Origin of the sequence: Pseudomonas sp. Irchel s3f7, from assembly GCF_900187615.1 — a bacterium.
In the GTDB taxonomy this organism is placed as follows: domain Bacteria; phylum Pseudomonadota; class Gammaproteobacteria; order Pseudomonadales; family Pseudomonadaceae; genus Aquipseudomonas.
This window is the reverse complement of record NZ_FYDO01000008.1, coordinates 86526-103879: the sequence shown is the minus strand read 5'-3', so window position 1 is coordinate 103879 and position 17354 is coordinate 86526. Positions and strand designations below refer to the sequence as shown.

Sequence of the window (17354 nt, the reverse complement as noted above, 5' to 3'; positions counted from 1 at the left end):
GGACTTTCCCGGTACGTCCCGTAACCATGAGCGGCAGAAAACGGCCCAGAGTGTGTAAAAACGCTGAACCAAAATTGAAGTCTGCGCTTCTATGCCAAATCTGAAATTTATTGGCTGGTTGGCAGACCTGGATTTTGCGTAGAAACGCGACTTTCAGTTCTACTTTGGACACCAAGCGCGCTGAAAAACGTTTTTACACACTCTGGGCCAGTAGCAGACGGTTGGCCTTAAAAAAATCAGGCGTGACTTCAGGAAACCGGCAGCAAAAAAAGCGCGACCAGCGATCGCATGTGATAGTGACGATCAGTTTGGCACGTTATCCAAATATGGGGCGTCGAAGGTATTGCTCGATCAGATCCTCAACTTCATTGATCGAGTTGTAGCCACCTTGAAAGTTCTGATTCAGCGCACTGAGCTGTAACGTCCGACCATCTTCGACAGTTACGTGGCCGGTACCTTCGTGGCCTCGACCAAGCTTTGTTAGCGAGAAATGTCTCATAGCGCTCTCGAAGAACACGCAGAACTCATCTGGCACTAGGCATGCTAGCTGCCAATCTCCGAAGCTATAGCAGGCATTCTCGAGTGAAATCCCTTTCCCGGAGAGAAACAAAATTAGCTCTTCAGATAAGGACCAGGCAGGGTCTGCGAAGAGGGTAATATCCATTTTGTTCAACTGAGACAGTTGATACATTGCATTGGCTGGTCCGTCTGAACAGTCCATACAAGCGATGGAAAATGGCAGGCGACCAAGAGCTATGCCGGCTTCTACCTGAGGGCGAGGAAAACAAAGAGCGTTATCCAAGTACTGCTGAGTCGGAGCAGAAAGACCCGATGCGTCAAAGAAATTTGCCACAACGGAAGACCAAAATGCCCCGCTCGGGCCAACTAAATATGCGGTGATAAGGGGGCTATCAATCTTTCTGGTAACTGTTCTATCACCGGCGGCACCAAGAATTGTTCCAGTAGCGGAAAATCTCTTAGTGCTCTTAACGTTTCCCCCAAGTAGCTTCGCACCTGCGTCTTTCAATGTAGCCATCAGCCCAGCTTGAAAACCACGAACGAAAGAAACGGCGGTATCGTCAGGCAATTCCATTGATACAAGCATGCCGATCGGCCGGCCCCCTGATGCAGCAATGTCAGAGAGGTTTATTGCTGCGGTATAGCAGCCCCAAACCTCTGGCGAGGCTTTGCCGAACCAATCTGCAACAGGTGTTGGGCACGGATCCATTGACCACAGCAGTGTACCCTGGGGAACTTGGATAAGCGCACAGTCGTCATTTTGCGAGCTTTGATTCGCAGACACGTCAGGCAAAATTACCTCCTGGAGGAGGCGAATTTCACCGAGATCAGAAACGGTTTGCTCTAGCTGCTCCATATTTTGGCGCCCATTTTTTGCAGCCCAAGTAAGGTCCATATCGGTTCCATTTCCGACATGCTGCTCAGCCCAAGCACGACTAAAAAAAGACTGACAAAATAGTGGCGCTCCGCAGATTTATGTTCGTTTTCCATATACTCATTACAGTATTGGTTCAGCAACTCATTAGCTGAGTTTCGAACAACTCTTAAGCAAGTGTAGACACGAACGAGTGCATCTTTTTGAAGCTCATGAAGTTCGCCTAGATTGAGGAGGAAGCGCTTGAACTCTTCCACCTCTGGAAGTTGCAACCCGTGGTCACATAGGAAATCTTCGAACCGCTCATAGGCGGCTACAGAAAGATGCAGCGAGATTTTATTTTTCTTTGTTAAGCCAGCCAAAAACTCATGGAGCAGCATAAATTTCAGCGTAGCTTCCATAAGGACAAAATCCTTGGCTGGATGCCCGTAGTTTACCCATCCAAAATCAATCAGCTCCGTCCGGGTGGGATCCTCAGAGTTGACCATCAGGTTACGAGCGTGTAAGTCTCCATGAACAAGATACGGTACGATCTTGAAATTGAACTTTGCTAGAATATCATCATGATATTTAACTATTTCTTGCGCAACCTCCTGAAGACCGATGTTAGTCACCTGCCCACCTCGCATCGCTTTTAGGCGTTCAAGCGGCATGGCAGATCGCTCCACGTACCTTTTATAGTCGCTATAAAATAGATACTCCTCTGGATCTGTTGGATTGGGATTTTTTCCTATAAATTTGAACGCTGAAACAAGAGCACTTTCACAACTCTCCGTGCTGGCATCGCTCAAAAAGAAATTGCGGAATTCTATGTGATTGCCAACCCGCGCCAGATCGCAGATCAGCATGCCAAGGTCTTTATTAAGTAATTCGAATTTCGTTACTGCAGTTGCCATTTGAGCCGTACTTGCTTTGAACGCAGACGCATGCTCTCTTTTTGTATTTTTGATATTTTGAAATTTCGCAATGAAACGCCTGGGGTAATCTAGGTTCTTAATTCTTACATCAAGATAAAACACTTCGCTGCCGCTTTTACCAGCCCGCTCTACCGGAAAGAGTGTTACGCTGTCGAGCTCTATTTCATCTGGTGCGTCGTCTAAGTATCTTTTTGTAAATTCAACCATGAGGTGCTTACGGTCTGCTAAATCTTCGTGATGCTGCTTTAGATTCTCTTTAAATCGATACTCGAATTTTATCAAAGATTCGACATTTTGCACGTCGGGAGTCATGGATTAACTCCTTCCAGTGACTTCAGCAGGGATACTTCTCGACCAGCCTTTCGCCAATCCCATTCGCCAATCTCCAGTGCTGCGGCGACCTTCTTTCGAAGCGTTTGGCTAGGGAGGGGTTCGGTGAGGTTCCAGCTTGTAAATCCGTGTTCAGCACTCCCTATCAATGCATAGGATTGCTTATGAGGAATGCCCTCATAGAGCAGCTCCAATGACGCGCTTTCGAAGCGGCTAGTGCTTTCAATAAAGCTGCGGCCATTGATGTGTCCTGCATTTGGTAAGACGTGCAGATGCGCATGGTAAATCCCGCATCCTCCATCGCTAGCGCTCAGTGCACCATGTTCAAAAAGAAGGCTGTCACTGAGCCGCCGCCCTAACGCTTCATGGGCAGAGTTAAGCAAAACTGTCAGCTCGAATCCTGCAGACACGATTCGGCCGCGGGCCTGAGCCAAGGTACAATCATGATCTCGCGGAACTACTAAAAAGTGCCCCTCTACAAGCTGGCCGATACAAGGGAATGCAACAAACGATTCAGTTTCTGCTATGACCCTACTACGGAGCTCCGGGTACAGCCGAGCAAAATTGGTGTCTCGGCCTCCTTGCAGTTCACGACAAAAAACGCAGTCATTTGGCATTACGTACTCCTTTCAGCCCACATGTTGATGAGAGGCACTTTCGGCCGATGATTCTAATTCGATTCCAATGACCTCGATTATATCCCCTCCCACTTACTCTAACCGAAAGCCTTTTAGCTCATGCTGCACAACGCCTACGCATTGCTATCGAAACAGCCAGGGTGAGTTTTGGGCAGCGTTTCAGGGTGCTGCACCATCAAAAGGTGCTCCCCTCGCAAGCTCATTTGTGTCGCGTTTGAAAAAAAGATAGGCCGGGGATGTCTACCTTTCAGGGGCAACCTAACGCTACCAGTTAGGTGTCTACAAAACCGAGGCGATCAGTATCCCGAGAACACAGCCATAACGGTGTGAGCATCATCGGGTCGCTTTGATAGGCATCCTTCCCCTATTCCGGTAGTCTGCGGATAGGGTAAAACAGAAGCGAAACCGTCATGTGGATTAAAGAATTCTCCATCGAAAACATCAAATGTTTCGAGCAGCAGACCTTGAAGCTCGATCAGGAGAATACTCCCTACCAGTGGATTACATTTCTCAGTGAGAACGGCTGCGGTAAAAGCACAATTCTGCAATCGCTCGGCTTGCTACTTGCCGGGCCAGACAGTATCCCCAGCCTGCTGCCTCGTCCCACTGGCTGGCTGCGCGATGAAAAGATGGCGGGTAAAATATCTATTCGAGTTCACCAAGGTCCTATGGATCCAGGGGACTTTGGCGAGGAAAAGCGTCGACGCGTTTTCGCCTACAGCTACCATATTACAGGTGACCGGGCTGTCACAATCCGGAACAAGATCCACACCGCACCGGGTGTTCACGAAAACCCGGATCGGGCTTTGAGCTGGCTTCGGCAGAACGCATTCACGAGCAAGGGGCAAGGTTGGTTCTGCGCAGGTTACGGACCTTTTCGACGACTTACTCGCTCTCATCAGATCATTGTGCCGACCCTGGAGCCGCAAGCTCGGCATAACAACTTCATCAGCCAATTCCAGGAAGACGAAGCGCTGGCGGTTTTTGAACGCTGGATGGTCTACCTGGATTATCGAATTGCTAAAGACGGTCATGAAAAAGATCGCAGGACCTTGAAGTACGGTATAGAGGCCATCGACAGTCTCTTACCGGATGATGTCCACTTTGATTCCATCTCCTCCGAAGGACGCATCCTCTACAGCGTCAATGGAGAAAAAGTACCCACGCTCTCGCTCAGTGATGGGTATCGGAGCATCTTGGCGTTTGCGGGCGATTTGGTCTGGCGCTTGCTGCTAGCGTTTCCTGAGAGCAAAAACCCAGCTCACGAGCAAGGCGTGGTGCTGATTGACGAGTTGGACATCCACCTGCATCCGTTGTGGCAAAGGGATATTGCCCTCAAGCTCAGATGTGCGTTCCCCAAGCTTCAATTCATCGTGACCACCCACAGCCCCTTGGTCGCCGCAGGCGCGGGCGAAGATGCGTTAACCGTTAAGATTTCGAAGGGCGACAAGGGCGCTACATTCCATCCAGTGGATAACCTACACAAGCTATCCGTAGACAAGATATTGACTACAGAGGCGTTTGGCTTGGTGTCAGCATATTCGCCACAAACCAACGAAAAAATGGAACAGTACTCCCAGTTATTCAATAAACCGGACAAAACGCGTGCGGATAAGGCCGCTCTGAAAAAGCTCCAGCCCCAGATCAAAGATCTTACGAGCGTCCCATCTGGCGCTCAGGAACTGGATCGGAGAATTGATAAACTCCTGGCGAGCTTTATAGATGATCAAGCTTAAGCGACCGTTAAAACCCAAAATTCTCAAGCAGAATGAAACGACTTGGACGGCTGATTACCTAGCAGCCAAGGCATCTGGTGATACTGACGCGATCGACGCTGCAGAAAGGAAATATCGCCATAAAGAAATCAAGAATGCCTTACGCGACATGCACCAGCGTAAGTGTGCCTTTTGTGAATCTTTCATTGAGCATGTTTCTTACTCCCATATCGAGCACTTTAAACCTAAAAAGCGCTATCCGAAAATGCTAGTCAGATGGAGCAATCTCCTGCTGGCTTGCGGTGTGTGCAACGGGACGGCCTATAAAGGTGACAAATTCCCGACTGCGGCTCAAGATGGGCCTCTTATTAACCCGGCTAACGAAAATCCTGACGATTTTCTAACCTATGTATTTGATCCTGTGGCGAATGTAGCGCTGATCGGTTACAAACATCCCCGAGGGAAAACCACCATTGATACTCTAGGTCTAAATCGTCCAGATTTAGCAAAAGACATTCGATGCCAAGTTGTCAAAAAATTATTCGCCTTACGAAAGATTATTGATCAGCCGAACGTTGAGGACGATGTTCGACAGCCCATGCTAGACATCTTGTTCGAAGCGGCTGACAGCGGCCAACATTACTCCGCGTTTGCAAAGGCGTTGCTACCCTGAATGAATTGCTCCGGCTTTCTTTGACACTGTTCAGCCTAAATGCCGTCCTAACATGAGAAGCTCAACCAGCGGCGGCTTCTGGCCGATTTCTGCCCGTCGCGAGGGGCAGAAAACGACCCATTGCTGCCAGTCGTGGCTGGCAGTCAATGATAGATTTTCAGGAAGGCTTTACATTCAATGCACCTAGGATTTGATCAGCTACGCTTGGTGTAAGACAAACTTCAAGGATGATGCTGTCCAACTGGCTAACCCAACCTCTGAAGGTGGCTCGAATTTGTCCTCGCGTGCTCAAGCACAATCTATTTCTTTGAATAAATACCCTCCGACCGTTTGCACTTGCTGACGGGATTAGACGAGGCTTCAGATGGCGCCCGTTAGAAAACATTGGCACTCTGTCGTCGTTCGATGGGAATCGGAGGCCCAATCTGAGTGCCTGAAAACGCTGGCACCAATCGATGACCGTAGGGCGAGTTGTCGATGCTCGCTGTCGACTTGAATCATCTGGTGACGCGTTTATAGTGACTCGAAGGATGAACAGGAGCGGCCCGAGTGGGATGTATGAAAAGGAGGATGTTGGCCGCGATTCTGGCTTTCAGCTCATCCCATGTCCTGGCCGATGAGTGGCAGGTATTGACGCACAGTACCGGCCTTGAGGTGTCCCGTACGAGCGGGAGCCTGCGCGGCTTGCCACATAGTGGGAAGCGCGCCTTCTACCTAGAGCTGGTACGAGCGTTGTTGTCAGAGCTCGGCGAGCCTATGGAGATTACCGAAGTGCCACTGGCTCGAGGCCTGGCGCTGGTACAACAAAACGAAGGCATTGCCTTTTTCAATGTAAGCCGAACGGCGGACAGGGAATCGACCGTCAATTGGGTAGGGCCGATTTCCAGCGAAACGGATCGGCTATATGAAAGCGCCGAACATCCAACCGGAATCAAAACGCTATCTGATGCTCGCCATTTACCCGTCTGTGTGCTGAACCACAACGTGGATGATGCTGCCCTTGTGAGCCAAGGTTTTACTGCCATCATCCGTAGCAATAGCTATTCGGGCTGCTTCAAGATGCTGCAAGCGGGCAGAGTGCTGCTTGTAGCTTCATCGATATGGGGCTTACAACATAAGCTGGCCGAAGCCAAGGTCTCTGCCTCTGCATTGCGTCTAACGCCGGTGACGATCCTCACCTCCGATGGATACATAGCACTGTCCAAAAGCACACCTGGTTCGGAAGTGGCTCGATGGCAACGGGCACTCGACCAGATCAAACAGAGCGGCAAGTATGACGACATATTGAGTCTTTATGCGGATTGATCGGGCTGTACGAGATCTATCCTGCCGAGAAGAAAGCAGGCACAAAGGAAACGACTGATCTGAACTGATTTAACCGGTCGCGCATTTCACCAGAAAGGCTCGAGGATGCAGAATCTTGATGTTTATTGCTCCGTGTATCGACGACCAGCGCCAAAAAAAGCCTTTTAAATTGGCCTGTTGGTACTTCAATATCAACTTCAAACCATAGTGGGTGGCTCTGGTCATTGTCGACAAGCTAGGTGGGCTCTGGCGATCACATTCTTAGGTGTATTGTTTTACAACATGAGGATCTGCGAGCTACCCGGCTCAAGGTGCGAATTCGTGTTTACCTGAGTGACCGCTATTGGCCGATGACTGCCTGTCGCCACGAGTCGCAATAGACAGAACTCTGTCGATCATGTTGACTAAGCATGCAGACAAAATCCGATGGAATCGGTGGTCAAAGCCATTGCAATCAGTCGCATTTAATTCGAAAAATTCGCATCTATTTCCAAAACCTACAGCCGCCGCCGACCAATGCCGGCCCGGAAGCGGAATGGTGGGGTTGGCGGAATGGTCTTTGCGGCCATTGGCTCAATGGCACGCAACTGGTAACGGATTGAATGGCTGCGACTTCAAGAGCTTCATTTTCGGCCAGCGGTGGAAGCAAACCCGGTAAACGACTCGCCAACAGCGTTTTCCCCGTCCCCGGCGGTCCGCTGAGCAAGAGGTTGTGAGCCCCCGCCGCTGCAATCAGCAAAGCGCGCTTGGCCGAGAGTTGGCCCTGCACTTCATTCAAGTCAGGATAGGGTTTGCTGGCATAGAGCAAGCCGTTGGAGACATAAGGCTCAATCGGTGTATGCCCATTGAAATGCGCAACGGCCTCAAGCAGATGATCCACCGCAATCACTTTCAGTCCCGAGGCCAGGCACGCTTCCTCGGCGTTAGCTCGCGGCACCATCAACCAGCGCCCGGCCTTGCGTGCCGCCAGCGCCGCCGGCAGAACCCCACGAACCGCCCGCACTGCGCCCGAGAGCGCCAACTCCCCAAGGCATTCCACATCATCGAGCGTCAACGTCGGCACCTGCACACTGGCCGAGAGAATCCCCAGGGCAATCGCCAGATCGAACCGTCCGCCATCCTTGGGCAAATCCGCAGGCGCCAGATTCAAGGTGATCCGTCGTGCCGGAAATTGCAGCCCCGAATTGATGATCGCGCTGCGTACCCGGTCTTTGCTTTCCTTCACGGCGGCCTCGGGCAAGCCGACCATGGTCAGCGACGGCAGGCCGTTGGCCAGGTGAACTTCTACGGTGACGGCAGGCGCATCCACACCCACCTGGGCGCGGCTGTGGACGATGGAGAGGGACATGGTCGTTCCTTGAAATGACGGGAGCCGCTTCCTGCGGTTTTTTCAAGGGTAGTCATAAGTGCCGGTATCAGAGGCTGCAAACCTTCGCAGAATGTTGCTGAACGTCCAGCGCCTGAAAAGCTGCACGTAGTCCATTTCCTAAAGTCTGGAGGAACAAGGGGGGTGAGGTTGTCTTTATGAGCACTCGATATACACTGAAGATTAATGCATAACGTTAAGCTTTAAATTCTGATCGTTAGCTTTAAGTGTTCTGAGACCGAGTACCTGTTTCGCAACGGTAAGACCCGTATGTGGTCAGCCATTCTGAGTGTCGTGGAACGAAAGATGACGATGCTTGATGCCGCTGCGGTGCTGATAGACCTTCGATCCCCGCCGGGCAATCGCTTAGAGACATTGGAGGGAAATCGAAAAGGTCAGCACAGCATCCGCATCAACGCTCAATGGCGAATTTGCTTCATCTGGGGGCCTAACGGACCAGAGAATGTCGAAATCGTCGATTATCACTGAGGTGAGTAATGACTAAGAATGGTATGCGCCCGGTACACCCTGGCGAGATCCTCAAGGAGGAATACCTGGAGCCCCTGAGCCTTACGGCTGCAGCATTGGCCAGAGCGTTGAGCGTTTCGACGCCCACGGTGAACGATATCGTGCTCCAGCGTCGAGGCGTCAGCGCTGATATGGCTCTACGGCTATCTATCTGCCTGGACACGACCCCGGAGTTTTGGCTGAACCTGCAATCGACCTACGATCTGCGTAAAACCGAGATCGAGCGAGGGGCTGCGATCCGGGATCAGGTTGAGCGGCTTCCACACTGCGCCTGATTGTGCCAAAGATTGATTGAACCCCACGTCAGAACTTGGGGTTTTTTGTCTTCAGAGTGCGTGAAAAGATCGCAGCTTTCGGCAGCTCCAAGTGAAGCGCAAGGTCGTTCCGACCTTCAATCGTGAGTAGGCTCGCTCCCACAGGGATCGTAGTGTTATTCGGTTGGTGGAGTGAGCTTCGCTTCAAGCTCGGCCACTTTCGCTTCGAGGCTTTCCAGCCGGGCGCGGGTACGCGCCAGCACCACCATCTGACTATCGAACTCTTCCCGGCTCACCAGATCCAGTTTGCTGAAGCCGCTCTGCAGCAACATTTTGAACTGACTTTCGATTTCGGCTTTCGGCAGCGGGGTGTCGCCGCTGAAGAGGCGGGAGGCGGTGCCGGTGAGGGCGTCGAGGAAGTCTTTGGGCGCGAGCATGGGCGATGTCCTGGTAACGATGGCGGGCAGTGTATCACGCAGTGTCTATAGTGAATTTCGTGGGTAGGGGATGCACGCTTTTCGCGCATGGGGACGGACGGTCGCGCACCGTTGTTGTGCGTATCGCGCCGGGTGTTGCGGCGAAGTCGCTGCCATCTGCGGGCAAAGGCTTGAAAACAATCGTTTTTGTGGAGATGGCAAGGTTTCTGCTTAGACGCTAGTGACCCATGCACTGATGCAGTCGCTGTGACGAATGCAGTGCGCCAAGCGAAGCGGGGGGAGTGTTTCGTGAGGGGCGTCGGACGGGCAGGTCAGGGCCGACGATGCGTTACAAAGCCAGGCACTGCGCTTAGACTTGAGACGGGTTTGTTTTCCTGGGGCAAGTCCACCTATTCGGGAGAGAGTTTTCATGAAGCTAGTCACTGCCATCATCAAGCCGTTCAAGTTGGACGACGTGCGCGAGTCGTTGTCCGAGATCGGCGTGCAGGGCATTACCGTTACTGAAGTCAAAGGCTTCGGCCGGCAGAAGGGTCACACCGAGCTGTATCGCGGCGCGGAATACGTGGTCGATTTCCTGCCAAAGGTGAAGATTGATGTCGCCATCGACGACAAGGATCTGGACCGGGTTATCGAGGCGATAACCAAGGCGGCCAACACCGGCAAGATCGGTGACGGCAAGATCTTCGTGGTCAATCTGGAACAGGCGATTCGCATCCGTACCGGCGAAACCGATACCGACGCGATCTAAGCCGCCACAAACCCAACGCCCCAGGAGAAAACAATATGACTCTGCGTAAATTCGCAGGGCTAGGAGCCCTGTTGTCCATCGTCATGCCCAGCCTTGCTTTGGCGGCAGACGAAGTGGCGGCCCCAGTCCTCAACTCCGGCGACACCGCCTGGATGTTGACCTCGACAGCCTTGGTGCTGTTTATGACCATTCCCGGCCTCGCGCTGTTCTACGGCGGCATGGTTCGGTCGAAAAACATTCTTTCCGTGATGATGCAGTGCTTCGCCATTACCGCTCTGATCAGCGTCCTGTGGGTCATTTATGGCTACAGCATCGCGTTCGACACCACCGGTATGGAGCAGGGCGTCGTCAACTTCAACTCGTTCTTCGGCGGCATGGGCAAGGCGTTCCTTGCGGGTGTCACGCCGGCCAGCCTGACCGGTCCGGCAGCGCTGTTCCCTGAAGCCGTGTTCATCACCTTCCAGATGACCTTCGCGATCATCACCCCGGCGCTGATCGTCGGTGCGTTCGCCGAGCGGATGAAGTTCTCCGCGATGCTGATCTTCATGGCCATCTGGTTCACCCTGGTTTATGCACCTATCGCGCACATGGTCTGGGCCGGTAACGGCGGCCTGATGTGGGACTGGGGCGTGCTGGACTTTGCTGGCGGCACCGTGGTGCACATCAACGCCGGTATCGCCGGTCTGGTGGCCTGCCTGGTACTGGGCAAGCGCAAAGGCTTCCCAAGCACCCCGATGGCACCGCACAACCTTGGTTACACCCTGATGGGCGCGGCCATGCTGTGGATCGGCTGGTTCGGCTTCAACGCCGGTTCCGCTGCGGCGGCCAACGGCACCGCTGGCATGGCGATGCTGGTGACACAAATCGCAACCGCCGCCGCTGCGCTGGGCTGGATGCTCGCCGAGTGGCTCACCCACGGTAAACCGAGTGCACTGGGTATCGCTTCGGGTGTGGTTGCCGGTCTGGTCGCCGTTACTCCGGCTGCCGGCACCGTTGGCCCGATGGGTGCGCTGGTGATCGGTCTGGCTGCGGGCGTGGTCTGCTTCTTCTGCGCCACCACCCTGAAACGCAAGCTCGGTTACGACGATTCCCTGGACGCCTTCGGTGTGCACGGTATCGGCGGTATTCTCGGCGCGATCCTGACCGGTGTGTTCGCTGCACCGTCGATGGGTGGCTTCGGCACCGTGACCGACATCGCCGCACAAGTGTGGATTCAGTGCAAAGGCGTAGGCTTCACGGTGATCTACACCGCGATCGCCACCTTCGTCATTCTCAAGGTGCTGGACGCGGTCATGGGCCTGCGCATCACCGAAGAAGAAGAGGCTGTCGGCATCGATCTGGCGCTTCACAACGAGCGCGGCTACAACGTGTAAGCATGCGTACAAAAAATTTGCCCGGCTTGCCGGGCATTTTTTTGTCTGGAATTTGTCGTTGAAGGCTGAGCTGAAAGGTTTTTTCCTACAGGTTTGATGGTGTTTGCGTCGGGTGATTTTGTACGGCCAAAGGCTTACAGGATTGAAGGAATATTAGGGCCTTTGTTTTTTCCCAGAGCGCGCTAGAATGCGCCCCGAACGTGCGGAGAACTGTATGTGGCAACAGACTCTGATTACCCTGCGGGCGAGGCCCCGGGGCTTTCATCTGGTAACGGACGAGTTACTCGCCGGTTTGCCTGAACTCAAGGCATATCGGGTCGGTCTGTTGCACCTGTGGCTACAGCATACCTCGGCCTCGTTGACCATCAACGAGAACGCCGATCCGGCGGTACGTCGCGACTTCGAACGATTTTTCAATCGTCTGATCCCACAAGGAACAGACGGCTATGAGCACAACGACGAAGGCCTGGACGACCTCCCGGCGCACTTCAAAGCCAGCGTGCTTGGTTGTCAGCTGAGTTTGCCGATTTCGGCAGGTCGACTGGCAATAGGGACCTGGCAAGGCGTTTATCTGGGCGAGCACCGCGACCATGGCGGTGCCCGTAAAGTCCTCGCCACCGTTCACGGTGAAGGGGCGTAACCGCTGGTCACCAGCGGCTGTTGATTTTTTTCCGGCAACCTTCGACAGAAGGCAAAGCTGGGCTATAACTAATCTGCTTTTCGCAAGTCATGAGGTAGAACATGAGCGACGATGATCTGGAAAACGACGACCTCGAAGTAGGCGACGAAGACGAGGCCGAAGAAGGCCTGGAAGCAGCGGCGGAAGACGTTGCTGACGACGATGGCGGTGACGACACCCCGGCCCCGGCTGCCAAAGGCAAAGCCAAGGCTGCGGTATCGGTCGATGAACTGCCGAGCGTCGAAGCCAAGAACAAGGAACGCGATGCTCTCGCGCGGGCCATGGAGGAGTTTTTGGCCAAGGGTGGCAAGGTGCAGGAAGTGGAGGCCAATGTGGTCGCCGATCCGCCCAAGAAGCCTGATAACAAGTACGGCAGCCGGCCTATCTGAGCCTGCTTTCTGCTTGCTGAAAAAGCCCGCCGTCGCTGCGGGCTTTTTCGTGCCTGAAACAAAACCCTCAGGCCTGACGCAATTTCTGTAGGAGCCGGCTTGCTGGCGATGGCAACAAGTCAGTCTATATCGATGTTGAATGATAAAGCGCAATCGCCAGCAAGCCGGCTCCTACAGATTCGATGTTGCGCCGGTATTCCATCGCGTTAACAGTGTCGGCAACTCGGTCAAACTGCGGATTTCTGCGTCTGGTAACCGGTCCGCTTCCCAGACCTTCCCCGCCGGGTTGAACCAGATCGCCCGCAATCCAGCCTGCTGCGCACCGGCAATGTCGTCACCGGGATGATCGCCGATGTGCACCGCCGTTTCGGCCGTTGCACCTCCGCGTTGCAGAGCCTCATGGAACAGTCGTGCATCGGGTTTGGCGATGCCGATGTCTTCGGCGCACAGCGCAAACTTGAAGTAATCCGCCAGTCCCAGGCGACGCACATCGGCGTTGCCGTTGGTGACCACGCCGAGGGCGTAATGGTTGGCCAGCGCTTCCAGGGTCGGTTGTACCTCGGGGAAGATGTCCAGTTGATGCCGGGCATGCAGGAACACTTCAAAGCTCTTGTCCGCCAGATCCGACGCCTCGCCATGTCCGTAGCCAGCGCCTTCCAGCGCGTGGAACAAGACCCGGCGACGCAGCGCACTGATGCGGTGCTTGAGGCTCGGTTCGTTAGCCAGCACCCGTTCGCGGATCGACCACAGATGCTCTACCGGCACCGCCCCCAGATTGGGTGCGTGCTCGGTCAGCCATTCACGCAAAACGGCTTCGGCGCTGACGATGACCGGGGCGGTGTCCCACAGGGTGTCGTCGAGGTCGAAGGTGATCAACTGAATGCTCATGAATCGTCGCCCTTAATGCGTTTGGCCCGTGGATGGGCGCTGTCGTAGACCGTGGCCAGATGCTGGAAGTCCAGGTGGGTGTAAATCTGGGTGGTCTTGATGTCCGAGTGGCCGAGCAGTTCCTGTACCGCACGCAGGTCCTGGGAGGACTCCAGCAAATGGCTGGCGAAGGAGTGCCGCAACATGTGCGGGTGCAGGTTTTGCCCCAGTTCGCGTTCACCGGCAGCCTTGACCCGCACCTGAATCGCCCGCGGGCCGAGACGCCGGCCTTGCTGGCTGATAAACACCGCATCGTCCGCCGGATTGGCCATGGCCCGCAGTGGCAGCCACTGCTCCAGCGCCTCGCGAGCCTTTTTGCCAACAGGCAGCAACCGGGTCTTGCTGCCCTTGCCGAGCACCTGGACCATACCGTCAGCAAGATCGAGTTGATCGAGGTTGAGCCCCGTCAGCTCAGACAGGCGCAGGCCCGAGGAGTAGAACAACTCCAGAATCGCCTGATCCCGGCGAGCCAGAAAGTCATCCTCCACACCCCCTTCCAGCAGTTGCAGTGCGCGGTCGGTGTCGAGGGTTTTCGGCAAGCGTCGTTCGCCTTTCGGCGGCGCGAGGCCGTTGGCCGGGTCGTGGTCGCACAGGCCTTCGCGGTTCAGGTAGTGATAGAGCCCGCGAACGGCCGACAGCAAGCGCGCCAGGCTGCGGGACGATTGACCTTGGGCGTGAAGGCGGGCGATCAGGCTGCGCAGGCGCTGGATGTCGAGCGCTGTCCAGCTGTCGATGTTCTGTTTGACGCACCAGCCCAGCACTTTGTCGAGGTCGCGGCGGTAGGCCGACAGCGTGTGCGGCGACACCTGCCGCTCACTGCGCAGGTGTTCGCAGTAAGCGTCCAGTTGCCGTTCCATGCTCAGCGTACCGAGCGCAGGGAGCTGTTGACCCGTGGCAGCACGCGGCCCATGACTTCGGCGATGTAACTCAGGAACAAGGTGCCGACCGAGCTTTTGTAGTGCTGCGGGTCACGACTGGCGATGGCCAGGATGCCGTGGATGCCTTGATGGCTGATGGCGACGACGGCGGTGGAACCGATCTGCTTGCGCTGCTCTTCGCCGAACAGGAAGTCCAGTTCATGCTCGCGCAGGCTGCCGCTGACGCTTTTGTCTTCGGTGAGCAAGCCGCCGATGGCTACTTGTGCTTCGGCGTGGGTGGCCCAGCGGCCCACCGGCATGGCGTTGTCGCCGAGCAGGATGAGGCTGACAAAGGGCACCTGGAAGTCCTGGCGCAGGCTGTCTTCGACGCAAATCACCACGTCTTCCAGGCTGGCAGCATCCATCAACGCGAGGATCAGGCGACGGGTCTTTTCGAACAGGCGGTCGTTGTCGCGGGCCACATCCATCAAGTGCGAAAGGCGATGACGCAGCTCAATGTTGCGGTCGCGCAGAATGGTCATCTGGCGCTCCACCAGCGATATGGTGTCACCGCGCCGATGGGGGATGCGCATCGCCGGAAGCAGTTCTTCGTGCTCGACGAAGAAATCCGGATGAGCCTCGAGGTACGCGGCAACAGCCGCCGCCTCCAGGTTCTCGGACGCTGATTCGTCGGCTTGTTGTGCGGGTGCCTGAGGCTTATCGGTCATGGATTTCGCTCACTCAAAGACGCACTTGTCCTTCATATACGCGGACTGCCGGGCCGGTCATCATCACCGGTTGGCCAGGGCCTGCCCATTCGATGGACAGACGCCCGCCGGGCAGGTCGATCAATAGCGGCGAATCCATCCACCCCTGGCTGATCGCAGCCACTGCAGCGGCGCAGGCACCGGTTCCGCAGGCCTGGGTTTCCCCGGCCCCGCGCTCCCAGACACGCAGCTGCGCACGGTTGCGGTCGATGACCTGGAGAAAACCGACATTGACCCGCGCCGGGAAGCGCGGGTGATGTTCGATTTTCGGCCCCAGTTCATGCACCGGTGCATTGTTGATGTCGCTGACCCGCACCACGGCATGGGGGTTGCCCATGGACACGGCGGCCAGGTCGACCGTTGTGCCGGCGACATCGAGCTGATAGCTCAGGGCCTGCTCCGGTGCCTGGAACGGAATATCCGCCGGTACCAGGCGCGGGGCGCCCATGTTGACGCTGATCTGGCCGTCGTTGCGCACATCCAGTTCGATGACGCCGCTTTTGGTCTCGACGCGGATCTGCCGTTTTGCGGTCAGGCGCTTGTCGAGTACGAAGCGGGCGAAACAACGCGCACCATTGCCGCATTGCTCCACTTCGGAACCGTCGGAGTTGAAGATCCGATAGCGGAAATCCACGTCCGGGTTGCTCGGTGCTTCGACGATCAGCAACTGGTCGAAACCGATGCCGGTGTGCCGATCGCCCCATTGCTTGGCATGCTTGGGCAAAATATGCGCGTGCTGGCTGACCAGGTCGAGGACCATGAAGTCATTGCCCAGGCCGTGCATTTTGGTAAAACGCAGCAGCATGGCTTACTCCGGCAGCAGGCTTTCGCCAGCAAACAACTCGGCTACCGTTTCACGGCGACGCACTTCGATTGCCTGATCACCGTCCACCAACACTTCAGCGGCACGGCCACGGGTGTTGTAGTTGGAACTCATGACAAACCCATAGGCGCCGGCCGAATGCACGGCCAGCAGATCGCCTTCTTCCAGCGCGAGCTGACGGTCCTTGGCCAGGAAGTCGCCGGTCTCGCAGATCGGGCCGACGATGTCGTAGGCGCGGGCAGCGGTGGTGCGCGGGCGCACGGCAGTGACGTCCATCCAGGCTTGATACAGCGCCGGGCGGATCAGGTCGTTCATGGCCGCATCGACGATGGCGAAATCTTTGTGCTCGGTGTGCTTGAGGTACTCGACCTGGGTCAGCAGCACGCCGGCATTGGCGACGATGAAGCGGCCCGGTTCGAACACCAGCGCCAGGTCGCGACCGTCGAGACGCTCGCGCACAGCTTTGATGTAGTCGGCAGCCAGTGGCGGCTCTTCGTCTTTGTAACGCACACCCAGGCCACCACCGAGATCGATGTGGCGCAGATAGATGCCGCAATCGCCGAGGCGGTCGACCAGGCCCAGCAGGCGGTCGAGGGCATCGATGAACGGCGGCAGGGTGGTCAGTTGCGAACCGATGTGGCAATCGACACCGACCACTTCCAGGTTCGGCAATTGCGCAGCACGTACGTACACGTCTTCGGCGTCAGCGATGGCGATGCCGAACTTGTTCTCTTTGAGACCGGTGGAAATGTACGGGTGGGTGCCGGCATCGACGTCCGGGTTCACGCGCAGCGAGATCGGCGCGCGAACGCCCAGTTCGGCGGCGACCACTTGCAGGCGTTCGAGCTCGTCGGTGGATTCGACGTTGAAGCAGTGCACACCGACTTCCAGGGCGCGACGCATGTCGTCACGGGTCTTGCCGACACCGGAGAACACGATCTTGTCGGCGCTGCCGCCAGCGGCCAGTACGCGTTCCAGCTCACCACGGGAGACAATGTCGAAACCGGCGCCCAAACGCGCCAGGACATTCAGTACGCCCAGGTTGGAGTTGGCCTTGACCGCAAAGCACACCAGGTGCGGCATGCCGGCCAACGCATCGGCGTAAGCCAGGTATTGGGCTTCGATGTGCGCGCGCGAGTAAACGTAGGTCGGTGTACCAAAGCGCTCGGCGATGGCAGACAGGGCAACACCTTCCGCGAACAATTCACCGTCACGGTAGTTAAAAGCGTCCATGA

General features: G+C 55.6%; 18 protein-coding genes and 1 pseudogene. 9 read left to right on the top strand and 10 right to left on the bottom strand.

Translation table 11 applies throughout. The annotated features are described in order from the left end of the window. Positions 1-316: 316 nt before the first annotated feature. The 3 genes from CKW19_RS09075 to CKW19_RS09065 are packed head-to-tail and all read right to left on the bottom strand — an operon-like array spanning position 317 to position 3257. Complete coding sequence (locus CKW19_RS09075) at positions 317-1414, bottom strand: AIR synthase related protein (RefSeq protein WP_095057597.1); 1098 nt, start codon at positions 1412-1414, stop codon at positions 317-319. Continuing rightward, entirely contained in the window at positions 1363-2622 is a 1260-nt protein-coding gene (locus tag CKW19_RS09070; RefSeq protein WP_095057596.1) for a phosphotransferase, read from the bottom strand. The genes CKW19_RS09075 and CKW19_RS09070 overlap by 52 nt, the downstream gene beginning before the upstream one ends. After that, positions 2619-3257: an HIT family protein gene (locus tag CKW19_RS09065; RefSeq protein ID WP_095057595.1), complete on the bottom strand. Its 639-nt coding sequence runs from the start codon at positions 3255-3257 to the stop codon at positions 2619-2621. Before CKW19_RS09065 ends, CKW19_RS09070 begins: the two co-directional genes overlap by 4 nt. A gap of 431 nt (positions 3258-3688) precedes the next feature. On the opposite strand from CKW19_RS09065, the gene CKW19_RS09060 reads away from it, so the two are divergent. The 3 genes from CKW19_RS09060 to CKW19_RS09050 all read left to right on the top strand — a co-directional run bounded on the left by CKW19_RS09060 (position 3689) and on the right by CKW19_RS09050 (position 6971). Continuing rightward, a complete protein-coding gene (locus CKW19_RS09060) occupies positions 3689-5014 on the top strand; it encodes an AAA family ATPase (RefSeq protein WP_095057594.1) in 1326 nt (441 codons plus the stop codon). Next, positions 5001-5666, top strand: a complete 666-nt coding sequence (locus tag CKW19_RS09055; protein WP_095057593.1) for a retron system putative HNH endonuclease — start codon at positions 5001-5003, stop codon at positions 5664-5666. Before CKW19_RS09060 ends, CKW19_RS09055 begins: the two co-directional genes overlap by 14 nt. Before the next feature lie 573 nt (positions 5667-6239). After that, positions 6240-6971 (top strand): ABC transporter substrate-binding protein, encoded by a 732-nt coding sequence (locus CKW19_RS09050; protein ID WP_159953400.1) that lies wholly within the window; start codon positions 6240-6242, stop codon positions 6969-6971. A gap of 496 nt (positions 6972-7467) precedes the next feature. Here CKW19_RS09050 and CKW19_RS09045 read toward each other — a convergent pair. Next, positions 7468-8319, bottom strand: a pseudogene (locus CKW19_RS09045) (YifB family Mg chelatase-like AAA ATPase); the annotation flags it as partial. Between the two features lie 228 nt (positions 8320-8547). Here CKW19_RS09045 and CKW19_RS09040 point away from each other — a divergent pair. After that, positions 8548-8826: a type II toxin-antitoxin system RelE/ParE family toxin gene (locus CKW19_RS09040; RefSeq protein WP_095057591.1), complete on the top strand. Its 279-nt coding sequence runs from the start codon at positions 8548-8550 to the stop codon at positions 8824-8826. An 8-nt stretch (positions 8827-8834) separates the two neighbouring features. Beyond that, positions 8835-9140 carry a HigA family addiction module antitoxin gene (locus tag CKW19_RS09035; RefSeq protein ID WP_095057590.1) on the top strand — a complete coding sequence of 102 codons (306 nt, stop codon included), beginning with the start codon at positions 8835-8837 and terminating at the stop codon, positions 9138-9140. A 155-nt stretch (positions 9141-9295) separates the two neighbouring features. Here CKW19_RS09035 and CKW19_RS09030 read toward each other — a convergent pair whose 3' ends face one another. Next, the gene (locus CKW19_RS09030) at positions 9296-9556 is read right to left on the bottom strand and encodes an accessory factor UbiK family protein (protein WP_095057589.1); all 261 of its coding nucleotides are present in this window, start codon (positions 9554-9556) and stop codon (positions 9296-9298) included. 409 nt (positions 9557-9965) lie between these two features. Here CKW19_RS09030 and glnK point away from each other — a divergent pair, with 409 nt between their 5' ends. The 4 genes from glnK to sutA all read left to right on the top strand — a co-directional run bounded on the left by glnK (position 9966) and on the right by sutA (position 12745). Then, complete coding sequence (gene glnK / locus CKW19_RS09025; protein ID WP_002555808.1) at positions 9966-10304, top strand: P-II family nitrogen regulator; 339 nt, start codon at positions 9966-9968, stop codon at positions 10302-10304. Between the two features lie 35 nt (positions 10305-10339). Further along, complete coding sequence (locus tag CKW19_RS09020; protein WP_095057588.1) at positions 10340-11677, top strand: ammonium transporter; 1338 nt, start codon at positions 10340-10342, stop codon at positions 11675-11677. A gap of 214 nt (positions 11678-11891) precedes the next feature. After that, positions 11892-12317, top strand: coding sequence for a secondary thiamine-phosphate synthase enzyme YjbQ (locus CKW19_RS09015; RefSeq protein ID WP_095057587.1), 426 nt, complete (start codon positions 11892-11894; stop codon positions 12315-12317). 101 nt (positions 12318-12418) lie between these two features. Further along, positions 12419-12745, top strand: a complete 327-nt coding sequence (sutA, locus tag CKW19_RS09010) for a transcriptional regulator SutA (RefSeq protein WP_095057586.1) — start codon at positions 12419-12421, stop codon at positions 12743-12745. 171 nt (positions 12746-12916) lie between these two features. Here sutA and CKW19_RS09005 read toward each other — a convergent pair whose 3' ends face one another. The 5 genes from CKW19_RS09005 to lysA are packed head-to-tail and all read right to left on the bottom strand — an operon-like array spanning position 12917 to position 17352. Further along, positions 12917-13633, bottom strand: a complete 717-nt coding sequence (locus CKW19_RS09005) for an HAD family hydrolase (RefSeq protein WP_095057585.1) — start codon at positions 13631-13633, stop codon at positions 12917-12919. Beyond that, positions 13630-14529, bottom strand: coding sequence for a tyrosine recombinase XerC (gene xerC, locus CKW19_RS09000; protein ID WP_095057584.1), 900 nt, complete (start codon positions 14527-14529; stop codon positions 13630-13632). Before xerC ends, CKW19_RS09005 begins: the two co-directional genes overlap by 4 nt. Before the next feature lie 2 nt (positions 14530-14531). Then, positions 14532-15257 carry a DUF484 family protein gene (locus tag CKW19_RS08995; RefSeq protein WP_095057583.1) on the bottom strand — a complete coding sequence of 242 codons (726 nt, stop codon included), beginning with the start codon at positions 15255-15257 and terminating at the stop codon, positions 14532-14534. Positions 15258-15270: 13 nt separating this feature from the next. Then, positions 15271-16101, bottom strand: coding sequence for a diaminopimelate epimerase (dapF, locus tag CKW19_RS08990; protein ID WP_095057582.1), 831 nt, complete (start codon positions 16099-16101; stop codon positions 15271-15273). A 3-nt stretch (positions 16102-16104) separates the two neighbouring features. Then, positions 16105-17352, bottom strand: coding sequence for a diaminopimelate decarboxylase (gene lysA / locus CKW19_RS08985; RefSeq protein ID WP_095057581.1), 1248 nt, complete (start codon positions 17350-17352; stop codon positions 16105-16107). Positions 17353-17354 lie beyond the last annotated feature (2 nt).